A 25,080-nucleotide genomic window follows, 5' to 3' on the forward strand; every position below is an offset into this window, starting at 1 on the left:
GCTATGACAACGATACGACTTTCAGTCCCAGAGACAGCCGACCGCGGTGAAATCATCGAACTGCGCGCCATGATCCAGCACGAGATGGAAAGTGGCTTCCGCTTTGGTCCACGCGGTGAAATGATCCCGCAGGACATCATCACAAAATTTGAATGCTTCTACAATGGAACGCTCATTTTCTCCTCGGATTTCCACCCGGGCGTAGCTGCTAACCCGCTCTTGAAGTTTTATGCCCGCGCTACTGAATCCGGCAGTTTCGAATTTGTCTGGACGGATCAGAACGGACAAAGCTGGTCTGATAGCGCGCAAATCGAGGTAAGCTAATGCGGCGACTCGCTGCTTGCTTCCTGTTTGTCGGTGCAGCCTGCTCTCCGGAGACCACGCAGCCGGAACCGGACTTTCCTATCGAAGCATCTCTGCGGGTTTCCGGCTCTAGTTTCCTGACACCTGAAACTGTAGCTCAGCAAAATGATGATTTTGAAAACCCCGGATATCTCTGGGTAGAACGCGGGGCCGACCTCTTTGAGCAAGGCGAAACCAGCTGTGCAGGCTGCCATGAAAATGGACTGGAAGGCGTTGCGACGCACTATCCAGCCTTCGACACGGGAACGCAGACGCTTGTCAATCTAGAGGGGCGGATCAACCTGTGCCGAACCCGGCATCAAGGCCTCACCGCACTGCCCTATGAAAGCGACGAGCTACTCTCGCTGACTGCATTCGTCGCCGAACAATCGCGCGGCATGCCAATGCATGTAGAACTCACGGAGCAAACCCATTCAGCGTTCGAACGTGGCGCGGACTATTTCATGACACGCCGCGGCCAGCTCAACCTGGCTTGCACGCAATGTCATGATGACAATTGGGGCAAGCAATTGCGTGGGGATACGATCAGTCAGGGGCACAGCAATGGGTTCCCCGCCTACCGTTTTGAGTGGGAAGACTTCGGCTCGTTGCACCGCAGGCTCCATGACTGTGATACCGGCGTCCGCGCTGAACCTATGGCGTTAGGTTCCGGGGAATATATCGATCTTGAATTCTATCTGGCCGTTCGCGCATCTGGCCTCGAATTGGAAAGCCCCGGTATTCGCAGATAACAAAAAAGGCGGGCCAAAGCCCGCCTTTTTAATTCCAGAAGATTTATCCGGTTTAGTTCAACGGCGGCGCATACTGCGTCAGGTTGATGCCTTCTACAGCCGCTTTGTACTCTTCTACGCTCGGCGTGCGGCCAAGAATTGTGGACAGAACAACAACCGGCGTAGATGCAAGAAGTGACTCGCCCTTCTTGTTGTCGGCGTCTTCCACGACACGGCCTTGGAAGAGACGCGTAGATGTCGCCATCACTGTGTCACCTTTAGCCGCCTTCTCCTGGTTACCCATGCAGAGGTTACAGCCCGGACGTTCCAGATAGAGCATGTTTTCATACTCGGTACGCGCTTTAGCTTTCGGGTGCGTGTCGTCGAACTCGAAGCCCGCATATTTGCGCAGAACGTCCCAATCGCCTTCCGCCTTGAGTTCGTCGACGATGTTGTAAGTCGGCGGCGCAACAACGAGTGGCGCAGCGAACTTAACTTCGCCATTTTGCTTCTCAAGGTTTTGAAGCATTTCAGAAATGATCTTCATGTCGCCTTTGTGGACCATACAAGACCCGACAAAACCAAGATCAACCTTCTTGTCGCCGCCATAGTAAGACACTGGGCGGATGGTGTCGTGAGTATAACGCTTGGAAACGTCTTCGTTATTGACGTCTGGGTCAGCGATCATTGGCTCATTGATAGCGTCGAGATCCACAACGAGTTCTGCGAAGTATTTCGCGTTGTCGTCCGGCTTCAGAGCCGGCTTCTCGCCAGAACGGATTTCAGCGATACGCTTGTCCGCTTTGTCGATGAGGCCCTGAAGGACCCGGTTCTCGTTGTCCATGCCTTTATCGATCATGATCTGGATGCGGGATTTCGCGATTTCCAGAGATTCAATCAGCGTTTCGTCTTCTGAGATACAGATAGAGGCTTTCGCCTTCATCTCTGCCGTCCAGTCGGTGAATGTGAAGGCCTGGTCAGCGAGCAGAGTGCCGATGTGAACTTCGATGATACGGCCCTGGAAGACGTTATCGCCGAACTTCTTCAGCATTTGAGCCTGTGTCGCGTGAACCACATCACGGAAATCCATATAGTCGGCCATTGTACCTTTGAAGGTCACTTTGACGGACTCAGGGATTGGCATAGTCGCCTCGCCGGTCGCCAGCGCGAGCGCTACCGTACCGGAGTCTGCACCGAACGCGACGCCTTTAGACATACGTGTGTGGCTGTCACCGCCAATGATGATCGCCCAGTCGTCAACAGTGATGTCGTTGAGAACTTTGTGGATCACGTCCGTCATCGCCGGATATTCGCCCTTTGGGTCACGTGCTGTGATCAGACCGAATTTATTCATAAAGCCCATAAGCTTTGGAATGTTGGTTTGAGCTTTGATGTCCCAGACAGAAGCGGTGTGACAACCAGACTGGTAAGCACCGTCTACGACCGGAGAAATCACAGTCGCGGCCATCGCCTCAAGTTCCTGAGAGGTCATCAGACCAGTCGTGTCCTGAGAGCCTACAATATTCACTTTCACGCGGACATCTGAACCGGCATGAAGTGTTTTGCCCGGCGTTGTGCCCGTTGCGTTCGCGTTGAAGATTTTCTCAACAGCCGTCAGGCCCTGACCTTCGTGCGACACTGCTTTGGACGCGGCGAAAACAGATGGCGCTTCGACGCCGAGCGTCTCAGCAGCAAACGTTTGAAGCTTCTTACCGAAGACAACCGCGTAAGAGCCACCCGCTTTGATGAACTCCATTTTCGGAGCCGTCAGCGCGGAAGAGATGTCTACGAGTTCTTTGTCGCCTTCGTAGAGTTTCTGGGTCTTCGTGTTGATGGTCAGAACTTTGCCTGTTTCAACAGAGTAAGCCTGCTCCAAAACCGCGTCGCCATTCTCGTCGAGAACCGGCTTGCCGTTCTCGTCCAGTTTCTTGACCCAGTTTTTGAGGTCGATGCCGATGCCGCCGGTTACACCAACCGTCGTAAGGAAGATTGGCGAAATACCGTTCGTACCAGCCACGATCGGCGCGATGTTGACGAATGGTACGTATGGGCTCGCTTTCTTACCTGTCCAGAGAGCCACGTTGTTCACACCCGACATACGGGACGAACCAACGCCCATTGTACCTTTTTCAGCGATCAGCATTACACGAGCATCAGGATGTTGCTTTTGCAGCGCCTGAATTTCTTCCTGTGCTGCAGGGCTGATCATGCACTTACCGTGAAGCTCGCGGTCAGAACGTGAGTGGGCCTGATTGCCCGGCGAAAGAAGGTCGGTAGAGATGTCGCCTTCTGCAGCGATAAAAGTGACGACTTTAATTTCTTCTTCAACGTCCGGAAGTTTCGTGAAGAATTCCGCCTTCGCATAGCTTTCGAGAACATCTTTCGCGACAGCGTTTCCTGCGTCAAAAGCAGCTTTGAGGCGCGCCATATCAGCGTCGTAAAGAAAGACCTGGGTTTTCAGGACGTCTGCAGCTTTAGCTGCGACAGTAGCATCATCACCAAGCGCAAGGTCGAGCAGCACGTCAACAGATGGCCCACCCTTCATGTGAGAGAGCAGTTCCAGCGCGAAATCCGGTGTAATCTCCGCCACGCTTTCCTCACCCAGAACGATCTGCTTAAGGAATGCCGCCTTAACCCCTGCAGCGCTCGTGGTGCCCGGAAGGGTATTGTAGATAAAGAAATTCAGGGAGTCCGCGCGATGTGCGTTACCTGTGTCTTTGATCTGTTCGATCAGCTCAGCAACCAGAGCGCCATCATCAATCGGCTTAGGGTGAAGGCCATCCTTTTTACGGGCTGCGATCTCTTCGAGGTATTGTGTATATAGGCTCATGATAATCCTGGCTTATGTTGGGGTGATTTCGCTCGCCAGGCAGGTCTGATGACATCCCCCGCGAACGAGCCATGGCTGTTCGCGCACAGGACTATTTAAGAGGGGGGTGAGTTGCAAGTGCTTTGTTATACGAAATAAGTCTCAAACTGCGCTATGACGGCGTTTTCGATACACGGAGCGGTACAAACGACCCGAGTTGGAAGGTTGATAACTGACCGTTATCCAAAAGCATTTGCAACTAACGTCATCAACTGCCGAAAAAGGCCAACTGGAAGACTTTCGTATAACACACGGTCGCAAAGACGATTCCTGAACAGCACTCAGGGAAGCCGGGATAGCTCGAAATGTCGGAAAAAAATAAATGGTGCGGATGAAGGGACTCGAACCCCCACGCCTCTCGGCGCCAGAACCTAAATCTGGTGCGTCTACCAGTTTCGCCACATCCGCACTCGTAGAGCGCGCTTACTGACGCTTTTTAAGACAGTTGGCAACCTGTTTTGGCAAAGAAATAGATTTCAAATTCATCCCGAAAGGTCAAAAGCTACTGTCAATCCATTATTCAGGGGAAGTATTTTTCGCAAAACACCACAAAGCGTGCAACAGACCAACACTCATCAGATAATAGAAGAGCTAAAGCATGCTAAACGATTGTATAAACGCCAATTTTCGGAATCAGCCGACGCATTCCCCAATGCATTGAATCAATACTAAAACTTCCCTGCGCCCTGACTTGCGCCCCTGACGACGCACGGACATCACTCGAGCTCCAGCTCCGCCAGAAATATTAGTCCATTTTTTAATCAGCGACGCCCATTTTTTAGCCCCGCAACCACAATCGAACGTCTGGCGCTCCTCAATCTCTTATCAAGCCTGCACTGAGTGGTAGGCCACAGTGCCAGATTATTGAAATAGCGAATTGGTACCGGGATGAAAAAAATCGAGGCAGTGATCAAACCGTTCAAGCTCGACGAAGTGAAAGATGCGCTTCAGGAGCTGGGTCTTCACGGCATGACGGTTGTCGAAGCGAAAGGCTTTGGACGCCAGCGTGGGCATACCGAACTCTATCGCGGAGCGGAATATGTCGTAGATTTCCTCCCGAAACTCAAAATCGAAATCATCGTTTCCGATGACATGGCGGAAGAAGCCATTTCGGTGATCACGAAAACGGCACAGACCGGTAAAATTGGTGACGGAAAGATTTTCCTGTCCACAATTGACGATGTCGTGAGAATTCGAACTGGCGAACGTGGTAATTCCGCGGTCTAATCGGGCTAACTGAATACGCAAAACCCAAACTTGGAGGGAAAAGTGTCTGAACAATTTTTCAAAGAAATGAAAGAGAAAGACGTAGAGTACGTTGATCTGCGCTTCACAGACGTTCGTGGTAAGCTGCAGCACGTGACTTTCACGGCTGATGCTGTTGACGAAGCGATGTTCGAAGACGGCACAATGTTTGACGGCTCATCCATTGCTGGCTGGAAAGCCATCAACGAGTCCGACATGGTTCTGATGCCAGACGCATCTACAGCGAAGATCGACCCGTTCTTCCAGCAGACCACTATGACCGTCAAATGTGACATCCTGAACCCAGGCACGATGGACGCTTATAACCGCGATCCACGTATGACTGCGAAAAAAGCAGAAGCCTACCTCAAATCTACAGGTATCGGCGACACCGCTTTCTTCGGTCCAGAGCCTGAATTCTTCGTATTCGACGACGTCAAATGGTCCGTTCAGCCGCACAAAACCGGCTATCAGTTCGACTCTACAGAACTACCAGTGAACACGGACAAAGACTACGAAATGGGCAATATGGGTCACCGCCCGGGCCCTAAAGGTGGATACTTCCCGGTCCCACCAGTCGATTCCGAACAGGACATGCGATCCGAGATGCTTTCAGTGATGAAAGAACTCGGCATGAAGCCAGAGAAACAGCACCACGAAGTTGCACCTGCCCAGCACGAACTCGGCATGGTCTTCGGAACGCTTCTCGAAATGGCTGACCGCGTTCAGGACTACAAATACGTAGTTCACAACGTCGCTGCATCTTACGGCAAATCAGCGACATTCATGCCTAAGCCTATGTATCTCGACAACGGTTCCGGCATGCACGTCCACCAGTCTATCTGGAAAGACGGCGGACCAACATTCGCAGGCGACGGCTATGCAGGTCTGTCTGAAACCTGCCTTTACTACATTGGCGGCGTCATCAAGCACGCGAAAGCACTGAACGCTCTGACAAACCCACTGACCAACTCTTACAAGCGTCTGGTCCCAGGTTTCGAAGCACCAGTTATGCTCGCTTACTCCGCGCGTAACCGTTCCGCGTCTATCCGTATTCCTTACGGTTCTTCACCAAAAGCTAAGCGTATCGAGACACGTTTCCCTGATCCAGGTGCAAACCCTTACCTCGCATTCGCTGCTCTGCTCATGGCTGGCCTCGACGGCATCCAGAACCAGATCCACCCTGGCGACGCTATGGACAAAGACCTCTACGATCTTCCAGCGGAAGAAGCGAAGTCTATCCCACAGGTTTGCGGATCCCTGCGTGAAGCTCTCGACTCTCTGTCTGCTGACCGTGACTTCCTCAAAGCTGGCGGCGTATTTGACGACGATCAGATCGACGCATACATCGACCTTAAAATGGAAGAAGTTATGGCATTCGAAATGCACCCTCACCCGGTCGAATTCGAAATGTACTACAAAGTTTAATATCGGCAGTTTCTTCCGATATTTCGCTAGAACAGCCGCCGGCATCGCAAGATGTCGGCGGTTTGCTTTTTATTGGTAACTCCGTGCGACACTGCGTCGAACGGAGTTCCATATGCGCTTTTCAACATTCATCCTTGCTCTGGTGACAACCACGCTACCGGCGGCGGCGGCTGAAAGCATGACGCCTTCAGAGGCGCTCGCTTGCCGTGTTCTAGATGATCGCCCCGACTGGATGGACATTATGGAACACACGCAGACGCGCTGGGGGCTGAGTGTTGAAGCACAGCTCGCACTATTTGCTGAGGAATGGCAGCTGGAGGCGGATAATCTGCCGTCACGTTGGCGCCCTGAGTGGACCATACTTGACCGCAATGAACCGGGTATTCCTGCCGGTTACCTTGATGCTACCTGGAACCGTTATGTACACGAAGCTGGCAACCGCGGCGCATCCACACGAAGCATGCACGATGTATCAGATTTCATGGGCTGGTACTTCGCGTCTTCATACGAATTTGTGAACATTCTTCCCGGGGATGCTTCGGCTTTCTACATCGCGTGGCGCAGAGGACCGGAATATCTCCGTTCCGGAGCGTGGCGCTCAAACACCGGGCTCATCTATCGATCCCAGACCTTTGCTGAAAATGCCGCCCAGATTTCTGAAGGATTGCAAACATGCTCTGCTGCAGCCGAGTTGGCATCAGCGACCGCAGACAGCTCTGATGATCAATCTTTCATATCACGCGTCGGCACTGCCATGCGCCCCTGGTCCTGGCAATACCGCAGAACTGCCGGTGGACAGCGCGTAAGAGACCTCGCCGACTAGCGCTGACGCGTCGCCCTCAGAGACTTTCGAAATGATCTCAGTGCGGACAAAAGCCCGACTGACGCATCACTCTTCAAACCTTCGGACAAGCCTGCCATCTGGACTGAATGCCATGCGATCAATCCTTCGAAGTGGACCTCTCGGATAAATCCATAGCGAGAGTCAAAGCCGAAACGGCCTCCAGAAACAAAACCTTCCGGCTTTACGTCATCAATTACATCCACGTCCCCGGACAGAAGTTTCTCCGATAGTTTGTCATCCAGACACATGGGGCGTCCAAAGCCGACCATATCCGCGACACCGTGCGAAATGATGCGCTCTGCATCCATCCGCCGCCTCACCCCTCCCGTCACCAGAACCGGCATAAGCGCGACAGCTTTCACTGCTTTAGAGAAGCCACCAAAATAGGCCCCGGTCTCATTATAGCCGGATGCAAGTCTACCATCTGCTCCGTAAAAATCAGGCTGCATCAGCCCGAACATTTGGGGTTGAACCCGACTTCCTCCAGAAATCTCTATTAAGTCGACACCAGCACCGTTCAGCCACTCGACCACGCCAAGGCAGTCATCAAAGCTGAAACCATCCTCCATGAAGTCGCTAGCGTTCAATTTAACACTGATCGCAAAGTTATCGGGCAGCCTTGCTCGAACCTCGTCGATAATCTCCAGCATGAGCCTAGCTCTGTTATGAAGAGATCCGCCCCAGTCATCGGTGCGCCTATTCAGCCGTGGTGACAAAAACTGGGAAATCAGGTGACCGTGACCACACTGAATTTGGACACCGTCGAACCCGGTGTCAGACGCCATATCTGCTGCAGCAACGAATTGAGCTACAATGGACGTAATCTCGTCTTTCGTAAGCGCCCTGCAGGGCGCGCTTTTAAAAGCGCCAGTTCCTGGTTTTCCGCGTCGGCGCAAACTAGGAGCAACCGGACGCTCGCATCCTTGTTTTGAAGCGAGCGCGCCTGCATGCGAGAGCTGCATCAAAACAGCACTTCCCGATGACTTTCCCGCTTCCGCAATAGCTTGCAAACGAGATCGGCCCAGCGTTGAAAGCTTGCCGTTCAGAACCACATTTCCCGGCGCCTCGATGTAACGAGGATCAACCATCACATTTCCGGTTATGATGAGGCCCGCGCCGCCTTCGCCCCACCGTCGATACAGCGCAATCATATGTTCCAAGGGCGTGCCACCTGAATCCGCCATGAACTCGGAGAGAGCTGCCTTGGCGATACGATTTGGCAGCACCAATCCACAGGGAAGTGTCAAAGGGTGCCCCAGAGGCGTTGTCATCCAGCATTCCTCGGGCGATTAAATGTCGTTCTGCGCGCCGACTCAGTTATGGTTATCACATGTCAACGTCTTCTAATCCCGATCGTCAGGAAACTGAAACCTACTCCGCAAAGGACATCGAAGTCCTTGAGGGTCTTGAGCCGGTTCGCCGTCGCCCGGGTATGTATATTGGTGGCACGGATGAACGTGCTCTGCACCACCTATTCGCCGAAGTGCTCGATAACTCCATGGACGAAGCCGTTGCAGGGCATGCGAACTGGATTGACGTGTCGCTTGGCATAGATGGTTTTCTGATCGTGTCCGATAACGGCCGCGGTATTCCCGTCGACCCGCATCCTAAAATGCCGGATAAGTCGGCCCTAGAAGTCATTATGACGACGCTGCATGCAGGCGGTAAATTCTCATCCAAAGCATATGAGACTGCCGGCGGTTTGCACGGTGTCGGCATCTCGGTTGTGAACGCGCTTTCCGAGCGCGTCGAAGTCGAAGTTGCGCGCAACAAGACGCTTTACAAACAATCGTTCGAGCGCGGCCACTCGACAGGACCACTGCAGAACGCCGGCCCAATGCCGAACCGACGCGGTACGACTGTACGCTTTAAGCCGGACCCGGAGATTTTCGGCGAAAACTGCGCATTCAAGCCGAAACGCCTTTATCAGATGGCCAAGTCCAAAGCCTACCTACAGAGCGGCGTAGAAATCCGCTGGCATTGCGCTCCAGAGCTTCTCCCTGCTGATGGCTCAGTACCCGCAGAAAGCGTTCTGCACTATCCTAATGGTCTTGCTGACCAGCTTTCAGAATGGCTTAAAGACAAGTCCACCATCACCGAGAACCCGTTCACCGGCAGCGTCGATGCCGGCAAATCCGGAAAGGTTGAGTGGGCGCTATTCTGGACAGGCCGCGGTTTTGGCGACCATGACAGCCAGGTCCGGTCTTTCTGTAACACTATCCCTACACCCGAGGGCGGTACGCATGAGGCCGGCCTTCGCTCCGCGCTAACAAAAGGCCTTCGCGCTTATGGCGAACTCAAAGGCCATAAGAAAATGAGCCAGGTGACCGCGGAAGACGTGCTGGGCACAACCGGCACCCTGCTCTCAGTGTTTGTTCCAAACCCCGAGTTTCAGGGTCAGACAAAGGACAAGCTGTCCACGACGGCTGCCTTCCGTCTCGTAGAGAATGCGGTACGGGACCGTTTCGACCACTGGCTCGCAGCGTCGCCGAAAGAAGCCGACAAGCTTCTGGAATGGGTCGTAGCGCAATCTGATGACCGTCTGAAACGACGCAAAGAGAAAGAAGTCTCTCGCCAGTCTGCAACACGCAAACTGCGCCTGCCGGGTAAGCTGGCTGACTGTTCGAGCAATTCACCTGAAGGTACAGAGATCTTTCTTGTAGAGGGTGACTCGGCTGGTGGCTCAGCGAAACAGGCTCGCAACCGCGCGACACAGGCGATTCTGCCTTTGCGTGGTAAGATCCTCAACGTCGCAAACGCCAGCGCCGATAAATTGTCGAAGAACCAGGAGCTTTCTGATCTCGCGCTCGCGCTGGGCTGCGGCCTGGGGAAGAAGTTTGATCTCAGTGCACTTCGGTACGAACGCGTTATTATCATGACCGACGCGGATGTAGACGGAGCGCATATCGCGGCCCTTCTCATCACCTTCTTCTATCGCATGATGCCCGAGCTGGTTCACTCCGGCCGCCTCTTCCTTGCCATGCCGCCCCTCTATCGTCTTACGAGTGGAGGAAAAACCGTCTATGCGATGGACGACGCCCATAAGGATGAAATCCTCGCCAGCACATTCAAAAACAAGAAAGTCGATCTGGGACGTTTCAAAGGTCTTGGTGAGATGATGCCTGCGCAGCTCAAAGAAACGACCATGAATCCAGCAACACGCACACTCGCACGTGTCGTGATTCCGGAGCATACAGAGATCGCACCAGACGATCTTGTCGAAACACTGATGGGCCGGAAAGCCGAACTCAGATTCCAGTTTATTCAGGAAAATGCGCAGTTCGTAGAAGAACTCGACATCTGATTTACCAGAAAATCTCAGTCGCTATGCTAGGGAACCAGTCGTTTTATTTGACTTTAACGACTTGGCGGGTATTTTGCGCGCAGATGGGCAACATTGATAATGTATACCCATCACAATAATCACAAAGGAATGTATTTACCCGATGACGTTTGACGAAGTTGGATTGAGCGAGGAACTGCTCAAAGCCGTCACTGCAGCCGGCTATAGCGAACCTACACCGATCCAGGCTCAGGCCATTCCTAGCGTGCTCAGCATGCGCGATGTCACGGGTATTGCACAAACCGGTACAGGTAAAACTGCGGCCTTTGTGTTGCCTATGATTGATCGCCTCGCGCAGGGCCGCTCCAAAGCACGTATGCCGCGTAGTCTGGTCATCGCACCCACACGCGAACTCGCTGCTCAGGTTGCCGAGAACTTTGAAAAATACGGCGTGAATCACAAACTCACCATGGCGCTTCTTATCGGTGGCGTCTCATTCGGCGATCAGGACAAACTTCTGATGCAAGGCGTTGACGTACTTATCGCTACGCCGGGTCGTCTGATTGACCAGTTCGAACGCGGCAAGCTGCTTCTTACTGGCGTTGAAATGCTGGTGATTGACGAAGCCGACCGCATGCTGGACATGGGCTTCATTCCAGACATCGAAAGAATCTGTAAGCTGCTGCCGCCTCGTCGTCAGACACTGCTATTCTCAGCAACGATGCCGCCTGAAATCGCACGGCTTGCAGCCCAATTCCAGACGGATCCGAAGCGCATTGAGGTATCCCGTCCTGCGCAAACAGCGGACACGATCACCCAGTATAAAATCCCGCTTAAATCCAGCGATCACAAAGCTCGCCGCACCGCGATCCGTCGCGTAATCGAGAGCCGCGACGTCACAAACGGTATCGTTTTCTGTAATCGGAAATCCGAGGTCGATATTGTCGCAAAATCACTGACCAAACATGGTCATGATGCGGCACCGATCCATGGTGACCTGCCGCAGGCCTATCGAACACAAACATTGGACAAATTCAGGAATGGCGAACTGAAGCTTCTCGTCGCCAGCGATGTCGCAGCGCGAGGGCTCGACATTCCAGCTGTCGGTCATGTCTTCAACTATTCGCCGCCACCAAACTCTGACGATTACGTCCACCGTATCGGCCGCACAGGTCGTGCGGGTCGCACAGGCGAATCCTTCACACTTGTGTGCCCGGAGGATGAAAAACTTTGGGACGCCGTCGTAAAGCGGGTCGAGAAGTCTGTAGAAGACTATATGCCGGAAGGCCTCGCCGAGGAGCTTGAGGCCCTGCCATCAGATGGTGGCCGCTCTTCACGCTCCCGTGGTCGCCGCAATGACCGAAATGATCGTAGCGATCGTAGCGAGCGCCCAGCACGCAGTGAGCGTTCGGAACGAAGCGAGAAATCAGCATCCCGCGAAAGTTCTAAAGACAAAGAGAAAAAGCAAAGCCGCGGGAACAAATCGCGCGGCGATTCAGAGCTTCTACCACCTGCACCGGCGGGTCCAGTGGTTGGTCTCGGTGATCACGTTCCAGCGTTTCTGCAGCGCCCGATCTAAATCTAATAGCTTTTTCAAGTGGGAGGCCCGTAAGCTTCCCACAGGCCTAACCGGCTAAATCTTAAGAAAATTCGATGCGTTTAGATGAAAAAGCTGACGCTGTTTTTCTTTGCCTTTACCTTTTTATGTTTGATTACGTCATCGTTGCTAGAACGGGACGCGATTATGAAAATTGGTGAACTCACCGGCGACAAAGGTCGCACAACAGGCCATCAGGCAGTTGATGGCGTGATTGATCACGAACTCTCCGCGTCTCCACAGAACTATGAGCTATGGCTGCACTACCAGAATAACTGGACGCCAGGCCTGCGCAACGAAATTGAATCTTACATCTCCGATACGGGGCATCTGGACGAACAGCAGACTGAGATTCTCTACGACAAATACTTCAATTCCAGCCGTTTCAGCGCTCACGTTGCACAAACAGGCGCAAAGCTTGCCAGCGAGCTCACAGCGGCGCTTCAAGCCCTGAATCAGGCGGGACACCGTACCGAAGAATTCTCCGGTCATCTTGATGATGCCGCTGAGAAGCTCGAGCAATCCAGCCTGTCTCCGGATAAGATCCTCGAAATCGTTTCCAAACTGTCGTCTGCGACCCAGCAGATGTCTGAACAAAATGCCGAGCTCACAAAGAAGCTCGAAGAATCGTCTTCAGAAATCAGCGATCTGCGTGAACACCTACAGACAATCCGCACTGAAGCTCTCACGGATGCTCTTACCGGCGTCGCAAACCGCAAGCAGTTCGACAATATGCTGCGCTTCCGTACGCACGAGGCGCGCAACCTTGGCTACCCGCTCACGCTTGCGATCTGCGACATTGACCACTTCAAATCGTTCAACGACACTTGGGGCCACCAGACCGGCGATCAGGTCATTCGCTTCGTCGCCGCAACGCTTGAACGTCTTGCGCTGAAAGATCACCTCGTGGCTCGTTATGGCGGTGAGGAATTCGCTATCATTATGCCTCGCGTGACTGCCGAAGAAGCCTGCGGCATTCTCGAACGCATGCGCAAAGCAATCGAAGTGAAGAAGCTGAAACGCAAATCTACAGGCGACTCGCTTGGAAACGTCACCATGTCGTTCGGTGCAGCCGAACTCACTGACGAAGACTCCTGCTCAACCCTCATCCGCCGCTCGGATGAGCAGCTCTACGCCGCAAAACGTGCCGGCCGTAATCAGGTGAGCGTTGAACTCCAGAAAGAAACACGCGCCGCATAGACCAGCGCTGAACGACCGGCATTCTGCGCCCGCCTCAATGTAAGTGATCAATCACTTGCAGAGAACTCTTATCCGTGCTACTTGGATCAGCATGGAGATTACTATGCCCACTCAGACAAGAACAAGAAACGCCAAGCCTAAAATCGAACGCGCAGCCATCGAGCTCTTCATTTCTGAAGGGATTGATGCAGCAACGACACGGCAGATTGCCGAACGCGCCGGCGTTTCCGAGGGGGCGTTATATCGCCACTATAAAGGCAAAGAAGAGCTCGCCGAAGCACTCTTCATGCAGCTGCACGACCGCTTATCGCGCCTGCTTATTGAGGCGGCCCTCGCAGGAAACGACCTCAAAAGCCGCGTCGGTGCCATTGTGGGTGCGTATTGCGAACTTGCTGACGAGGATTGGGAATACTGCTGTTATCACCTCCTCTTCCTGAATCGCTTCATCAAGAATGACGTCCGCCGCGAAGATGACCCTGTATCTCTGACAGAGGCGATGATCGCGGACCTGATGGAGAACGGACACATTCCAAAGGGCGATCCCGAAATCCTCTCTGCAATGTGCTTGGGCGTCATTACGCAAGCCGGTCAAAACAAGCCGTACAATCGTCTGAAGGGGCCGTTTTCCCAATATAAAGACGATATAGCCGCCGCAATCATGGCCATCCTGAAGTATCGCCTGAGTGATTTCGACTAATGCGCTCCTTCATGTTCTCCGTGGCATACTGGATGTTTTCTATCCTGTATGTGCTGGTGACCCTGCCCGCTCTTATACTTCCCGGCGATAAGGTCGTCCGTGCGCTTATACTCTCTTATGTAAAGAGCATGCGCTGGAGCCTCCGGGTCTTTGCCGGCATACGCCATGAAGTTCGCGGGCGCGAAAACCTTCCAGACGGACCATTCGTCATCGCGGCCAAGCACCAGAGCTGGGGCGATGGTTATCTAATTTATCCAGAAATCGAAAACATTGCTTTCGTCACGGGCGATCACCTTGAGAAATTTCCGTTCGTAGGGAAAATCCTGCAAAAGCTTGGCGCGATTGTAATCGACACTTGTGGCGGCGGTGAACGCAAAGCCGCATCCCTTGCAGAGGGACTTGAGCGCATCCGTGAAGATGGGCGCAGAGTTCTGATATATCCGGAAGGTCACCTCGCCCCGGTTGACTATCATTTCCGATACAAAGCCGGTGTATGGCATATGGCGAATGGGATGAAAGTGCCTGTCGTTCCCGTCGCAACGAATATCGGCCTCTATTGGAGCCAGGAAGACCACCAAAAGAAACCTGGTACAGCTATCGTGGAATTTCTACCGCCATTGGAGGCAGGTGAGAATAAAAGCGCCTTTATGTCTGAACTAACTCATACCATTGAAACAGCAACCGCCAGCCTGGTAGCAGAGGGACGACATACCGCCGTCAAACCAGCAGTTTTGTTACCCGATCCGGCGAACGGTGAACTCGGCAATCCGGTGTCCGGACACGCGTCCTGACACCACAAAGGCAGAACATTACCGATTTTCAATATTTTTATAGTGGTAATCATATAATCCTTATTGTATTTCGATGCGTAGTAAGTTTTGTATCGAAATCGAGGAAACACCCAATGATTAAATCTACTCTTGCCAGCATCGCCATGATCTCTATTGCAGGCGCGCTTTCTGCCACAGCCAGCGCCGACGATTGGGACATGCGAGCATACACCGGAGCAGAAATCGCGAGCGATTCAGAGGCAGCAAACAGCTGGACTCTTTCCGCGACGAGCGCTCAGGGACCGGGGCTTGTTTTTGTCTGCACAGTCAACAGCGGAATGCGTGGCGCTGTCGTATACGAGCCAGATGAGGATCTTGTAGATCAGGCTCTGTTCAGCCGCGGCTGGACGGCCAACAAGACGGGCATTGTTACTGTGGGCGATCAGACTATCGAAGATCGCTGGTCCCATCAGCGACGTGCCAACACGCTGACGACAAGCGATCGCTCTTCAATCATCGCTATGCTCAATGGTGTAAATCGCGGCGACAATATCGCCCTCGATTTCCATCGAATGGACCCTATGCGGCTTACATTCCCAGAAACGAGCGACGCCTTTTCAAGCTTCGTACAAAGCTGCCCGATCACGGGCCGTCGCTAAGTAACGCGGATAAGTTGTCTGATACCGGCCTCGTTTCGACGAGGCCGTTTCTTATTCTGCGTCAGCAATCGCAGGAATAATTGTTACGCTCTCGCCGCAGCCACAGGCGTCGGTCTGGTTCGGATTATTGAACACGAACTTTGCGTGCAGCGGTGTGATCTCATAATCAACGACAGAGCCAAGCAGAAAGAGAACGGCTTTGGCGTCTACGAGGATTTTGACACCATTACCCTCGACAACCTCGTCAAACGGTTCTGGAGCGTCGGCATAGTCCATTACGTATTCCATACCTGCGCAGCCGCCATTCTTGACGCCAACACGCAGGAAGCCGCTACCCTTGTTTTCCATAATCTCGCGAACGCGCTTAGCAGCAGCGTCAGTCAGCGTAACAAGTTTTGGACGTGGTCGACGGGCCATATAACCTCTCCTTCCGGACTCAGATCGTGATGGATCAGAGCATATTCAAGGCGAGACGCGCCTCGTCGGACATACGTGATGTATCCCATGGCGGGTCAAAGACGAGATCAACGTTTACATCATTGATGCCTTTGACGGTACGCGCAGCGTTTTCCACCCATCCAGGCATATCGCCCGCAACAGGACAGCCGGGCGCAGTCAACGTCATATCGATCTGAACGTTGCGATCGTCGTCGATATCGACCGTGTAGATCAGTCCAAGCTCGTAAATGTCGACAGGGATTTCCGGATCGAAAACAGTCTTGAACGCCGAGATCAAATCATCAGTTAGACGCAGAAGCTCTGCCTCTGGAATCGCAGATGGCTTGTCCGCTTCAGCCGGACGGTCGGCCTTGCCAGAAACATCAATAAGATCGCGATCGGCAGTTTCACTAGTCATAAGACATCCTAACCCAGCATTCTCAGCGTTTTCGACAGCGCTTCTACGAACGTATCGACTTCTTCAGCCGTGTTATAAATTCCAAAGCTCGCCCGCGCCGTGGCGCTTACCCCTAAATGGGTCATCAATGGCTGAGCACAATGGTGACCGGCTCTAATTGCCACACCATATTTGTCAAGAATTTGTGCGATATCGTGCGGGTGTGCGCCATCAACGGAGAAGGTCAGCACGCTACCCTTTCCCGGTGCCGTGCCATGAACCGTCAGATTGTTGATCTGGCGTACAGCATCAAACGCGCGCTCATACAGCGCCTTTTCGTGCCGTTGAACTTCAGCGCGATCAAATTGCTCATACCAGCGAATGGCCGCACCAAGCGCGATAATCTCCAGAATGGGCGGCGTGCCCGCTTCGAACTTATGCGGTATTTCCCCGTAAGTCGCCCCATCCATTGTGACGGTTTCGATCATCTCACCGCCGCCTTGATAAGGGCGTAGAGCCTCCAGCGCTTCACGCTTACCGTAAAGCACGCCTACGCCTGAAGGACCGTACAGCTTGTGAGGCGCAAAGACATAGAAATCGACATCCAGGTCCTGAACGTCCACGGTCAGGTGAACCGCGCCCTGACATCCATCGAGCAGAACCTGAACGCCGCGTGCATGCGCTACATCCGTAATCCGCTTCGCATCGGTTGCCGTACCAAGCACGTTCGACATGTGTGTCATCGCGACAAAACGCGTTTTACCGCTGAATGCTGCCTCATAGGCATCCATGTCGAGTTGACCGTCCTCCAGTACCGGAATCCACTTCAGGACAGCTCCATGACGCTCCCTGAGGAAGTGCCATGGAATGATGTTCGCATGGTGCTCCATGACCGACAGAATAATCTCGTCACCCGGCTGGATCTGTGCAGCAATGCCATTCGCAACGAGGTTGATGCCCTCGGTTGCACCTTTGGTGAAGACGATTTCGTGCACATCAGACGCGTTCAGGAAGCGACGTGCATCTTCACGCGCATCTTCCATCGCCGATGTCGTTTCGTTCGCCAGCGTGTGAAGCCCCCGATGCACGTTGGCATAGGCGTGGCTCATCTGGTTCGTAAAACAATCAATGACTGCCTGAGGCTTCTGAGCCGACGCCGCGCTGTCGAGATAAACAAGAGGCTTGCCATTCACCTCTCGAGACAGAATCGGAAACTCGGTTCGAATGGCGTCGATATCGAACTTACGGGTCACAGTCGCTCCGTCAGCCATGCTCCAGCCTCTTCTATCAGAATTTCGCCAAGCGCTTCCGGCATGTCATCCAGTGCTTCACCGATGAACGCCCGCGTCAGCAGCGCACGCGCCTGCGTTTCAGGAATACCGCGCTGGCGCATATAGAACAGCGCCGTCTCGTCCAGTGCGCCGACTGTGTTGCCATGGGCGCACTCGACATCATCTGCGTAGATTTCAAGCTCAGGCTTAGCGTTCACTTCGCCGCCATTCTCAAGAATGAGTGCGTTATGCGCCATTTGAGCCGCCGTCTTCTGCGCCTTCTTCGCCACAAAGAACTTGCCCTGAAACACGGCCCGGCCACCGTCCATAACGGCCCCTTTAACAAGCTGCTCTGTCTTACAGTGCGGCTGTGCGTGACGCACGAGGCTCGTCTGATCGAGATGGTATCCATCGCCTACCAGATATGCGCCGTTGATGCTGGCCTTAGCGTTCTCACCGTGGTGGTAGACCTGTGTTTCCATACGCGCGAGCTTGGCCCCAAAGCCAATGCCGGCTTGAGACAGGCTGGCATCATCGGCGAGGTGGATAATACAGGTCGCAACCTGAACCGCGGACGTGTCCGCCTTCTGGTAAATGAAGCGTTCGAGCGAGGCACCCGCCTCGACACTGTATTCCAGAACAATGCTGGAAAACCCGCCAGAACGGATATGGCTTTCCAGAACGGAAAACTGAACGCCCTTACGAACTACGAAGCTGACACGCTGAAAGGCATTCGCAGAGGCAGTATCAAACACCAGATGGACGGGCTTCTCCGGGCTCTGCGTCACCTCTATCAGCAGCGATTGCCCTGCCCGCGTCAAAGCTGCTCCAAGAGCGGCCACGGGCAAATCTTCAGCGCCGCCAAGCGCTGTCAAATTTTCTTCAGAAGCAACACGCATGCCTTTAGGCAGTTTTGGAACGCCAGCGCCGATTTCAATAACCGTCGCATCCGCTGATGCGAAAGCGGAAGTCATCTCCGCTCCAACCCCAGACTCAGGCAGGCTTTGAACTGCGTTGCGCAAATCAGAATATTTCCAGGCTTCAACCCGTGTATGCGGCAGACCGGTTTGCGCAAACGCTTCGAAATTGCGTTCACGCTGCGGGTTCGCCTTCAAACCGGCATAGAGGCCTGCCAGTTCAAGCTCTGCTGCATTGGGGTTTGGAAATAGGTCTTTCAGAGCAGCCATCAGGCAGCCTCCGAAAGAACGCCATCATAGCCCTCTTTCTCGAGACGGAGCGCGAGCTCTGGTCCACCCGTCGCAATAATCTTACCGTTCGCAAGCACATGGACCTTATCTGGCTGAATGTGATCCAGAAGACGCTGATAGTGCGTTATGACCAGCATCCCACGATCGGGCGAACGAAGTTCATTGACGCCATCAGACACGATACGGAGCGCATCAATATCAAGGCCTGAGTCCGTCTCGTCGAGAATGAGAAAACCTGGCTCCAACATCATCATCTGGAAGATTTCCAGACGCTTTTTTTCACCGCCGGAGAAGCCCACATTCACGGGACGCTTCAGCATTTCCGGCGTCAGCTTAAGTTTCGCAGCGACCGCTCTGGATTTCTTGAGAAAATCTGCCGCAGAGATTTCTTCCTCACCACGCAGTTTGCGTTGTGAATTCATTGCTGTTCGAACGAATGTCATGACAGGAACGCCCGGAATCTCAACCGGATACTGGAAAGACAGGAACAAGCCCGACGCAGCGCGCTCTTCCGGCTCCATGTCCAGAATGTCGTCGCCATTGAGGGTCGCCGAACCACCAGTCACTTCATAGCCGTCGCGGCCTGTCAGGACGTAAGACATGGTGGACTTACCTGCGCCGTTCGGGCCCATAATCGCATGGACCTCACCGGCAGGCACTTCAAGCGTCAGGCCCTTGATGATCTCTTTCGTTTCGTCGTCTTCGCCGACTGTCGCCGTAAGATTTTCAATTTTCAGCATAGGTAACTTACTTTCTAAGCCTCATCCGCCGGAGGCGAGAACTGATTACAAATTTTGAGGAATGCGCCGAACAGCACGAACAGCATCGCAAAGAGCCAGACGCCGGTGACAGCTGGCGCAAAACCACCAAATGCCCAGGCGCCGATCATCTGCATAATCAGCGCGAAAATGAATATGAACAGGATGACTGCGGCCCAGCCCTTCCAGTTAGCCGGTCGGCCAAAGTCCGTAACGCTCGTGCGCTTCTTGAACCAGAATTGAGACATTAGCCCACGCTCCCCTCAAGGCTAACCTGCAGAAGGCTTTGCGCCTCAACTGCAAACTCCATAGGCAGCTGCTGGATGACATCCCGAACAAAGCCATTCACCAGCAATGCAACGGCTGCTTCTTCATCAAGTCCGCGCTGGCGCGCATAAAAGAGCTGATCTTCAGAAAGCTTCGTTGTCGTCGCCTCATGCTCAAGCTGGGCGTCTGCGCGACGTGTCTCTACATAAGGGACTGTGTGCGCGCCGCAGTTATCGCCAATCAGCAGCGAGTCACACTGAGTGAAATTGCGCGCGCTTTCTGCTTTCTTGTGAACGGACACAAGACCGCGATAGGTCTGATCAGACTTACCGGCAGAGATCCCCTTGGAGATAATCCGGGACTTCGTACGCTTTCCAAGGTGCAACATTTTCGTGCCTGTATCGGCTTGCTGACGACCGTTTGTAACAGCAATCGAGTAGAACTCGCCGACGCTGTCATCACCGCGGAGAATGCAGCTCGGGTATTTCCATGTCACTGCAGAACCAGTTTCAACCTGCGTCCAGGAAATCTTAGATCGCGCGCCACGGCAGTCACCGCGCTTCGTTACGAAGTTATAGACACCGCCTTTGCCGTTCTCATCGCCCGGCCACCAGTTTTGGACCGTGGAATATTTGATCTCGGCGTCGTCCATAGCAACAAGCTCCACGACCGCAGCGTGAAGCTGGTTCTCATCGCGCATCGGGGCCGTACAGCCTTCGAGATAAGACACGTATGCGCCTTCATCGGCGACAATCAGAGTACGCTCAAACTGGCCCGTGCCTTGCGCATTCATCCGGAAATAAGTGGACAGCTCCATAGGGCAGCGCACACCTTTCGGGACGTACACAAAAGTACCATCCGAGAAGACCGCGCAGTTAAGCGTTGCAAAGTAGTTATCAGATTGCGGAACGACCGTGCCGAGATACTTCTTCACAAGCTCCGGATATTCCTTCACAGCTTCCGAAATCGACATAAAAATCACGCCGGCTTCTTTGAGTTCTTTCTGGAAGGTCGTCGCGACAGATACCGAGTCAAAGACCGCGTCTACAGCGACCTTCGGCTTGTCTGTTCGTGCTTCGGCAGCAGACTCAGCTGCGCCCTCAACACCCAGAAGAACCTCGGCCTCACGAAGTGGAATACCAAGCTTTTTGTACGTTTCGAGAATCTCTTCAGGAACGTCGTCGATGGACTCATATTTCGCGCCAGTCTTCGGCGCGGCCCAATAGTAGATGTCCTGATAGTCAATCTTCGGGTAGTTCACTTTCGCCCATTCGGGCTCTTTCATCTGTTTCCAGCGTTCAAAGGCCTTGAGGCGCCATTCCAGCATCCACTCAGGCTCTTCTTTCTTCTCAGAGATGAAGCGAACAATGTCTTCGTTCAGCCCCTTCGGCGCGAACTCCTGTTCGATCTCTGTCGAGAAACCCGCAGAGTAATTCTTCGACTCAAGTGCGCGCGCGGCGTCGACCGTTCCCTGATCGATACCTTCTTTGACCTTAACTTCGGTCTCGTCTTTTTCGTGCGTGGACACATCGTGATCACACATCACGCGCTCTCCTTAAATGCGGCCGGAACCGCTCTCTTCGCTGCTTTAATCCATGCCTGCGCTGCGGCATCTGCATCGGAGGGCTCTGAGGCCCATCCAAAACTCACCCGAAGCGCAGACCGCGCAATATTCTCTTCTACCTGCATAGACGTCAGAACGCCCGAGGTTTTCACCTTACCGCTCGAGCACGCCGAGCCTGCTGATACCGCAACGCCGCCAAGGTCCATAGCCATGACTTGCGTCTCACTGGCGAAGCCTTCAAGGGCAAAACAGGACGTACCCGGCAAACGGTCGCAGGTGTCGCCAATGAACACGACCGGCGCTGCCGCCGAAACGAGTGCCTCAAACTTATCGCGAATGTCGCTTACACGTTTCGCGGCTGCCGCTTGAGACGCTTCAATAGCGGCTCCAAATCCTGCAATTCCTGCGACATTTTCAGTGCCCGAGCGAATAGACCGTTCCTGACCGCCACCTATTAGCTGCGGCTTTAGCGGCGCGCCAACTCGAAACCAGAGCGCACCCACACCTTGAGGACCGCCAAGTTTATGGGAAGAGAACGCAGCGTAGTCGACGCCCAAAAGGCCGACATTCAGCGGAATTTTCCCGAGCGCCTGCACTGCATCGCAATGGGTGTAACCGCCCTTCTCGCGAACCATCTGTGCCGCTGCCTGAACCGGCTGGATAACACCCGTCTCATTGTTTGCAAGCATCAGACAGAGGAAAGGAACTTCTCCATCCTCCAGCGCGCCTAGCTGTGCCTTAAGGTCATCAAGATCAATTTCACCCGTGAGCCTCAACGCCACCTTACGAGCATCTTCCGGCATCTGAGCAGACACCGCCGGATGCTCGAGACCGGACACAAATACAACAGGCTTTTCGATAAGCGCCAAAGCGCCCCTGATGGCGAGCGCGTTCGCTTCCGTGCCGCCACTTGTAAACACAATGTCCTCGGATCGCCCGCCAATAGCGGTCGCCAGCGATTGCCTGGCTTTTTCTACAATACCACGCGCTTTCCGCCCGGCAGAATGCACAGACGAAGGGTTTGCACCCACATCAAGCGCAAAGCCTAAAGCTTCCCTCGCTTCTGGACGAAGAGGGGCCGTCGCATTGTAGTCGCAATAAATCATAGTGCCTTTCAGGCAGCCTGACTTCCATCAAGACGACGTGTCTGGACGATCTGACCGGCGCGGCCATTGACCACATCATCTAACGTCACCTGAGCAAGGAAGCCCAAAATGTGCTGGCGAAGTGAATCCCACAGTTCGTGCGTTGCGCACTGCTCGCCGTCAGGACCACAACCGCGTCCGGAGTCCGGCGCACAACGTGTCGTCTTGATCGGTTCGTCAACGGCAAGGATGATGTCGCTCAGACGGGTCTTGGATGCGTCTTTAGCAAGCACGTACCCACCACCCGGACCACGCACACTTTTCACGACGCCGCGGCGGCGCATCTTGGCAAACAACTGCTCAAGGTAAGAAAGCGAGATAGACTGGCTGGCAGCAATCTCTGCGAGCGTCTTCGGTTGATCCCGCGGAGAATCGGCCAGATCGACCAGTGCCATAACCGCGTAGCGGCCCTTCGTTCCAAGTTTCATCTTTCAACTCCAGCTAAGTGGGAGATAGATACCCATTGAGAAAGGTCAACTATTTTTCTTCCGAAATTCTTGATTTTTAGTCAATTGAAGGTTTACACCCAGCCTTCAGCAAATTGTCGCACGCTGCACTAAGGAGCACTACATGGCAGAGATTATCATTCCCGGCCCGGCTGGTCGTATCGAAGCCCGCTATACGGAAGGCCCGGAAGAATCCTCTCCAATCGCTCTCATCCTTCACCCTCACCCGCGCGCTGGCGGCACGATGCAGGATCCAGTGACGATTTCCCTTTATAACCTGTTCGAGTCACGTGGCTTTTCCGTGATGCGCTTCAATTTCCGGGGCGTCGGTCGTAGCCAGGGCCAGTTCGAATCAGGATCAGGCGAATTGTCAGACGCTGCTTACGTTCTTGATTATATGGAATCCCTGACCGAAACGCCGCGTTACTGCTGGGTTGCAGGTTACTCATTCGGCGCGTGGATCTGCCTACAGCTTCTGATGCGTCGTCCGGAAATTGATGGCTTCCTCGCTATCTCTCCGCCGGCAAACCACTACGACCTGAGCTTCCTGGCTCCATGCCCGGCTTCTGGCCTGATCCTGTCAGGCGATCAGGACAAAGTCGCACCACCAGCCGACATTGAGCGTTCGCTTACCAAGGTGCGCGTCCAGAAAGGCGAAGTGATCACGCGTGATTCAATCCCGGGTGCGAACCACTTCTATCAAGGCAAGCTGGACGAGATGACGGAACGTTGCGCCCAGTATCTTGATGAGAGCCTTCAGAAAGCCGAACGCGAGCGCCTCGGCGACATCTGATCACTCGATCAGTTTTCCACCTGTTAGCGGGTGCGGCACTCCAGTCGTACCCGGAAAGCTGAGCGGCAGGCCACGCTTGCTGCGCACAGCCAGAAGCGCAAACGCCTCAGCTTCAATTGAATCGCCACGCCAGCCTTCATCCTCTGCCGTAACAACCGGCACAGGACAACGCTGATTCAGCTCGTCCATCAGAAACGGGTTTAGACGCCCCCCACCGCAAACGACGACTTTCGTCACCGGCTCGGGAAATAGGCTAAGCCCTGAAGCGACCCCGGCCGCACTAAACGCCGTGAGCGTTGCGCATCCATCATTGAATGAAAGTCCATCCGCGAGATCAGCGTTGAAGTCATATCGGTCTAGCGATTTCGGATATGATCGTTTGAAGTACGGATGGCTCATCCAGTCTGCGAGACGTTCTGCGTGCACCTCGCCCTGTCGTGCAGCATGGCCATCTGCGTCGTACGTGCCCTGATGATGCTTCATGACCCACTCATCGACAGGACCATTGGCGGGACCACAATCGAACCCGAAAATATTATCGCCGTTGATGTAAGTCAGATTTGCGACACCACCGAGGTTCAATACCGCGACGGGCTGCTCAAGATCAGCGCTCAGTGCGAGGTGATAGACCGGAGCGAGCGGTGCGCCTTCACCGCCAGCGTCAACATCATCCGTTCGGAAATCGAAAGCCAATGGAACCCCAAACATCTGCTTCAATGACGGCGCATCCAATATCTGAAGGGTCCGTCCTTTGCTGCCGTTTAGAGGTGCCTTATGCAGAACAGTCTGACCATGCACTCCCGCGAGTACCGGTTTCATGTCTGGAGCACATTGAGCCACAGCGTCATCAAAGGCGTCTTTGTGAGCGCGATTCAGTACACTCATAGCTGCATCGAAGGTATTCTGAGGTGGCGTCCCCTCCCACTTCCAGGTGCGTGCAGCATCGACAGCAGCGCTGATTACAGCGCGTTCGTCCGGCGTAAATTTACGCTCTGAAACGGGCCCGAACTCATACACCTTTTCACCATCGGTACGGATGATTGCAGCATCGACCGCATCAATCGAAGTGCCGCTCATGAACCCGATTGTCCAAATTGGCGAAAAATCGCCCGTATCAGTGTTCAAACC

Annotated in this window: 24 protein-coding genes and 1 tRNA gene; 12 read left to right on the forward strand and 13 right to left on the reverse strand. The window is 53.8% G+C overall.

Annotated elements, in window-relative coordinates; genetic code table 11:
* Positions 1-3: 3 nt before the first annotated feature.
* Both soxZ and soxA read left to right on the forward strand, forming a co-directional pair.
* The gene (soxZ, locus tag P1U45_RS13590) at positions 4-324 is read left to right on the forward strand and encodes a thiosulfate oxidation carrier complex protein SoxZ (protein ID WP_301059563.1); all 321 of its coding nucleotides are present in this window, start codon (positions 4-6) and stop codon (positions 322-324) included.
* The gene (gene soxA / locus P1U45_RS13595) at positions 324-1,094 is read left to right on the forward strand and encodes a sulfur oxidation c-type cytochrome SoxA (protein WP_301059564.1); all 771 of its coding nucleotides are present in this window, start codon (positions 324-326) and stop codon (positions 1,092-1,094) included. The genes soxZ and soxA overlap by 1 nt, the downstream gene beginning before the upstream one ends.
* 52 nt (positions 1,095-1,146) lie before the next feature.
* On the opposite strand, the gene P1U45_RS13600 is transcribed toward soxA, so the two are convergent.
* On the reverse strand, positions 1,147-3,903 hold the full coding sequence (locus P1U45_RS13600; RefSeq protein ID WP_301059565.1) for a bifunctional aconitate hydratase 2/2-methylisocitrate dehydratase: 2,757 nt from the start codon (positions 3,901-3,903) through the stop codon (positions 1,147-1,149).
* Between the two features lie 362 nt (positions 3,904-4,265).
* Positions 4,266-4,350, reverse strand: a tRNA-Leu gene (locus P1U45_RS13605).
* A 480-nt stretch (positions 4,351-4,830) separates the two neighbouring features.
* Here P1U45_RS13605 and P1U45_RS13610 point away from each other — a divergent pair.
* The 3 genes from P1U45_RS13610 (at position 4,831) to P1U45_RS13620 (ending at position 7,438) form a co-directional block, all read left to right on the forward strand.
* The gene (locus tag P1U45_RS13610; RefSeq protein ID WP_022695567.1) at positions 4,831-5,169 is read left to right on the forward strand and encodes a P-II family nitrogen regulator; all 339 of its coding nucleotides are present in this window, start codon (positions 4,831-4,833) and stop codon (positions 5,167-5,169) included.
* Positions 5,170-5,211: 42 nt separating this feature from the next.
* Positions 5,212-6,615 carry a type I glutamate--ammonia ligase gene (gene glnA / locus P1U45_RS13615; RefSeq protein ID WP_293608137.1) on the forward strand — a complete coding sequence of 468 codons (1,404 nt, stop codon included), beginning with the start codon at positions 5,212-5,214 and terminating at the stop codon, positions 6,613-6,615.
* 112 nt (positions 6,616-6,727) lie between these two features.
* Complete coding sequence (locus P1U45_RS13620) at positions 6,728-7,438, forward strand: hypothetical protein (RefSeq protein WP_301059567.1); 711 nt, start codon at positions 6,728-6,730, stop codon at positions 7,436-7,438.
* Here P1U45_RS13620 and P1U45_RS13625 read toward each other — a convergent pair.
* The gene (locus P1U45_RS13625) at positions 7,435-8,706 is read right to left on the reverse strand and encodes an NADH:flavin oxidoreductase (protein WP_301059569.1); all 1,272 of its coding nucleotides are present in this window, start codon (positions 8,704-8,706) and stop codon (positions 7,435-7,437) included. The genes P1U45_RS13620 and P1U45_RS13625 overlap by 4 nt on opposite strands.
* An 83-nt stretch (positions 8,707-8,789) precedes the next feature.
* On the opposite strand from P1U45_RS13625, the gene parE reads away from it, so the two are divergent.
* From parE to P1U45_RS13655, 6 genes are all read left to right on the forward strand, one after another.
* On the forward strand, positions 8,790-10,763 hold the full coding sequence (parE, locus tag P1U45_RS13630; protein WP_301059571.1) for a DNA topoisomerase IV subunit B: 1,974 nt from the start codon (positions 8,790-8,792) through the stop codon (positions 10,761-10,763).
* Positions 10,764-10,905: 142 nt separating this feature from the next.
* A complete protein-coding gene (locus P1U45_RS13635) occupies positions 10,906-12,321 on the forward strand; it encodes a DEAD/DEAH box helicase (protein ID WP_301059572.1) in 1,416 nt (471 codons plus the stop codon).
* A gap of 165 nt (positions 12,322-12,486) precedes the next feature.
* Positions 12,487-13,539 (forward strand): GGDEF domain-containing protein, encoded by a 1,053-nt coding sequence (locus tag P1U45_RS13640; RefSeq protein ID WP_301059574.1) that lies wholly within the window; start codon positions 12,487-12,489, stop codon positions 13,537-13,539.
* Between the two features lie 103 nt (positions 13,540-13,642).
* Positions 13,643-14,236: a TetR/AcrR family transcriptional regulator gene (locus tag P1U45_RS13645; protein WP_301059575.1), complete on the forward strand. Its 594-nt coding sequence runs from the start codon at positions 13,643-13,645 to the stop codon at positions 14,234-14,236.
* Entirely contained in the window at positions 14,236-15,027 is a 792-nt protein-coding gene (locus P1U45_RS13650) for a 1-acyl-sn-glycerol-3-phosphate acyltransferase (protein ID WP_301059576.1), read from the forward strand. The genes P1U45_RS13645 and P1U45_RS13650 overlap by 1 nt, the downstream gene beginning before the upstream one ends.
* Positions 15,028-15,140: 113 nt before the next feature.
* Positions 15,141-15,665, forward strand: coding sequence for a hypothetical protein (locus P1U45_RS13655; protein ID WP_301059577.1), 525 nt, complete (start codon positions 15,141-15,143; stop codon positions 15,663-15,665).
* A 51-nt stretch (positions 15,666-15,716) separates the two neighbouring features.
* Here the strand turns inward: P1U45_RS13655 and P1U45_RS13660 are convergent, their stop codons facing one another.
* Genes P1U45_RS13660 through P1U45_RS13700 form a run of 9 tightly spaced genes read right to left on the reverse strand, consistent with a single transcriptional unit; the run spans position 15,717 to position 23,141 of the window.
* A complete protein-coding gene (locus P1U45_RS13660; protein ID WP_301059578.1) occupies positions 15,717-16,082 on the reverse strand; it encodes an iron-sulfur cluster assembly accessory protein in 366 nt (121 codons plus the stop codon).
* A 34-nt stretch (positions 16,083-16,116) separates the two neighbouring features.
* Positions 16,117-16,521 (reverse strand): SUF system Fe-S cluster assembly protein, encoded by a 405-nt coding sequence (locus P1U45_RS13665; RefSeq protein WP_293608147.1) that lies wholly within the window; start codon positions 16,519-16,521, stop codon positions 16,117-16,119.
* Between the two features lie 8 nt (positions 16,522-16,529).
* The gene (locus tag P1U45_RS13670) at positions 16,530-17,771 is read right to left on the reverse strand and encodes a cysteine desulfurase (protein ID WP_301059579.1); all 1,242 of its coding nucleotides are present in this window, start codon (positions 17,769-17,771) and stop codon (positions 16,530-16,532) included.
* The gene (sufD, locus tag P1U45_RS13675) at positions 17,750-18,958 is read right to left on the reverse strand and encodes a Fe-S cluster assembly protein SufD (protein ID WP_301059580.1); all 1,209 of its coding nucleotides are present in this window, start codon (positions 18,956-18,958) and stop codon (positions 17,750-17,752) included. The genes P1U45_RS13670 and sufD overlap by 22 nt, the downstream gene beginning before the upstream one ends.
* Complete coding sequence (gene sufC, locus P1U45_RS13680; protein ID WP_301059581.1) at positions 18,958-19,719, reverse strand: Fe-S cluster assembly ATPase SufC; 762 nt, start codon at positions 19,717-19,719, stop codon at positions 18,958-18,960. The genes sufD and sufC overlap by 1 nt, the downstream gene beginning before the upstream one ends.
* A 14-nt stretch (positions 19,720-19,733) precedes the next feature.
* Positions 19,734-19,985 carry a hypothetical protein gene (locus P1U45_RS13685; protein WP_293608151.1) on the reverse strand — a complete coding sequence of 84 codons (252 nt, stop codon included), beginning with the start codon at positions 19,983-19,985 and terminating at the stop codon, positions 19,734-19,736.
* Positions 19,985-21,547 carry a Fe-S cluster assembly protein SufB gene (gene sufB / locus P1U45_RS13690; protein ID WP_301059582.1) on the reverse strand — a complete coding sequence of 521 codons (1,563 nt, stop codon included), beginning with the start codon at positions 21,545-21,547 and terminating at the stop codon, positions 19,985-19,987. The genes P1U45_RS13685 and sufB overlap by 1 nt, the downstream gene beginning before the upstream one ends.
* On the reverse strand, positions 21,547-22,674 hold the full coding sequence (locus P1U45_RS13695) for a cysteine desulfurase family protein (RefSeq protein WP_301059583.1): 1,128 nt from the start codon (positions 22,672-22,674) through the stop codon (positions 21,547-21,549). The genes sufB and P1U45_RS13695 overlap by 1 nt, the downstream gene beginning before the upstream one ends.
* Before the next feature lie 8 nt (positions 22,675-22,682).
* A complete protein-coding gene (locus P1U45_RS13700) occupies positions 22,683-23,141 on the reverse strand; it encodes an Rrf2 family transcriptional regulator (protein WP_293608154.1) in 459 nt (152 codons plus the stop codon).
* Positions 23,142-23,283: 142 nt separating this feature from the next.
* Between P1U45_RS13700 and P1U45_RS13705 the strand changes: the two genes are divergently transcribed.
* Entirely contained in the window at positions 23,284-23,952 is a 669-nt protein-coding gene (locus P1U45_RS13705; RefSeq protein WP_293608155.1) for an alpha/beta hydrolase, read from the forward strand.
* On the opposite strand, the gene P1U45_RS13710 is transcribed toward P1U45_RS13705, so the two are convergent.
* Entirely contained in the window at positions 23,953-25,077 is a 1,125-nt protein-coding gene (locus P1U45_RS13710) for an anhydro-N-acetylmuramic acid kinase (protein WP_301059584.1), read from the reverse strand.
* Positions 25,078-25,080: the final 3 nt, after the last annotated feature.

Source organism: Ponticaulis sp. (assembly GCF_029210165.1).
In the GTDB taxonomy this organism is placed as follows: domain Bacteria; phylum Pseudomonadota; class Alphaproteobacteria; order Caulobacterales; family Hyphomonadaceae; genus Ponticaulis.

Bases quoted from the DNA above. Each gene is read 5' to 3' on its own strand.
- soxZ (WP_301059563.1), top strand. From the start codon at position 4: ATGACAACGATACGACTTTCAGTCCCAGAGACAGCCGACCGCGGTGAA.
- P1U45_RS13695 (WP_301059583.1), bottom strand. From the start codon at position 22,674: ATGATTTATTGCGACTACAATGCGACGGCCCCTCTTCGTCCAGAAGCG.
- P1U45_RS13705 (WP_293608155.1), top strand. From the start codon at position 23,284: ATGGCAGAGATTATCATTCCCGGCCCGGCTGGTCGTATCGAAGCCCGC.
- P1U45_RS13600 (WP_301059565.1), bottom strand. From the start codon at position 3,903: ATGAGCCTATATACACAATACCTCGAAGAGATCGCAGCCCGTAAAAAG.
- P1U45_RS13665 (WP_293608147.1), bottom strand. From the start codon at position 16,521: ATGACTAGTGAAACTGCCGATCGCGATCTTATTGATGTTTCTGGCAAG.
- P1U45_RS13700 (WP_293608154.1), bottom strand. From the start codon at position 23,141: ATGAAACTTGGAACGAAGGGCCGCTACGCGGTTATGGCACTGGTCGAT.
- P1U45_RS13660 (WP_301059578.1), bottom strand. From the start codon at position 16,082: ATGGCCCGTCGACCACGTCCAAAACTTGTTACGCTGACTGACGCTGCT.
- sufD (WP_301059580.1), bottom strand. From the start codon at position 18,958: ATGGCTGCTCTGAAAGACCTATTTCCAAACCCCAATGCAGCAGAGCTT.
- P1U45_RS13620 (WP_301059567.1), top strand. From the start codon at position 6,728: ATGCGCTTTTCAACATTCATCCTTGCTCTGGTGACAACCACGCTACCG.
- P1U45_RS13610 (WP_022695567.1), top strand. From the start codon at position 4,831: ATGAAAAAAATCGAGGCAGTGATCAAACCGTTCAAGCTCGACGAAGTG.
- P1U45_RS13635 (WP_301059572.1), top strand. From the start codon at position 10,906: ATGACGTTTGACGAAGTTGGATTGAGCGAGGAACTGCTCAAAGCCGTC.
- sufC (WP_301059581.1), bottom strand. From the start codon at position 19,719: ATGCTGAAAATTGAAAATCTTACGGCGACAGTCGGCGAAGACGACGAA.
- P1U45_RS13645 (WP_301059575.1), top strand. From the start codon at position 13,643: ATGCCCACTCAGACAAGAACAAGAAACGCCAAGCCTAAAATCGAACGC.
- P1U45_RS13685 (WP_293608151.1), bottom strand. From the start codon at position 19,985: ATGTCTCAATTCTGGTTCAAGAAGCGCACGAGCGTTACGGACTTTGGC.
- P1U45_RS13640 (WP_301059574.1), top strand. From the start codon at position 12,487: ATGAAAATTGGTGAACTCACCGGCGACAAAGGTCGCACAACAGGCCAT.
- sufB (WP_301059582.1), bottom strand. From the start codon at position 21,547: ATGTGTGATCACGATGTGTCCACGCACGAAAAAGACGAGACCGAAGTT.
- P1U45_RS13670 (WP_301059579.1), bottom strand. From the start codon at position 17,771: ATGGCTGACGGAGCGACTGTGACCCGTAAGTTCGATATCGACGCCATT.
- P1U45_RS13655 (WP_301059577.1), top strand. From the start codon at position 15,141: ATGATTAAATCTACTCTTGCCAGCATCGCCATGATCTCTATTGCAGGC.
- P1U45_RS13650 (WP_301059576.1), top strand. From the start codon at position 14,236: ATGCGCTCCTTCATGTTCTCCGTGGCATACTGGATGTTTTCTATCCTG.
- parE (WP_301059571.1), top strand. From the start codon at position 8,790: ATGTCAACGTCTTCTAATCCCGATCGTCAGGAAACTGAAACCTACTCC.
- soxA (WP_301059564.1), top strand. From the start codon at position 324: ATGCGGCGACTCGCTGCTTGCTTCCTGTTTGTCGGTGCAGCCTGCTCT.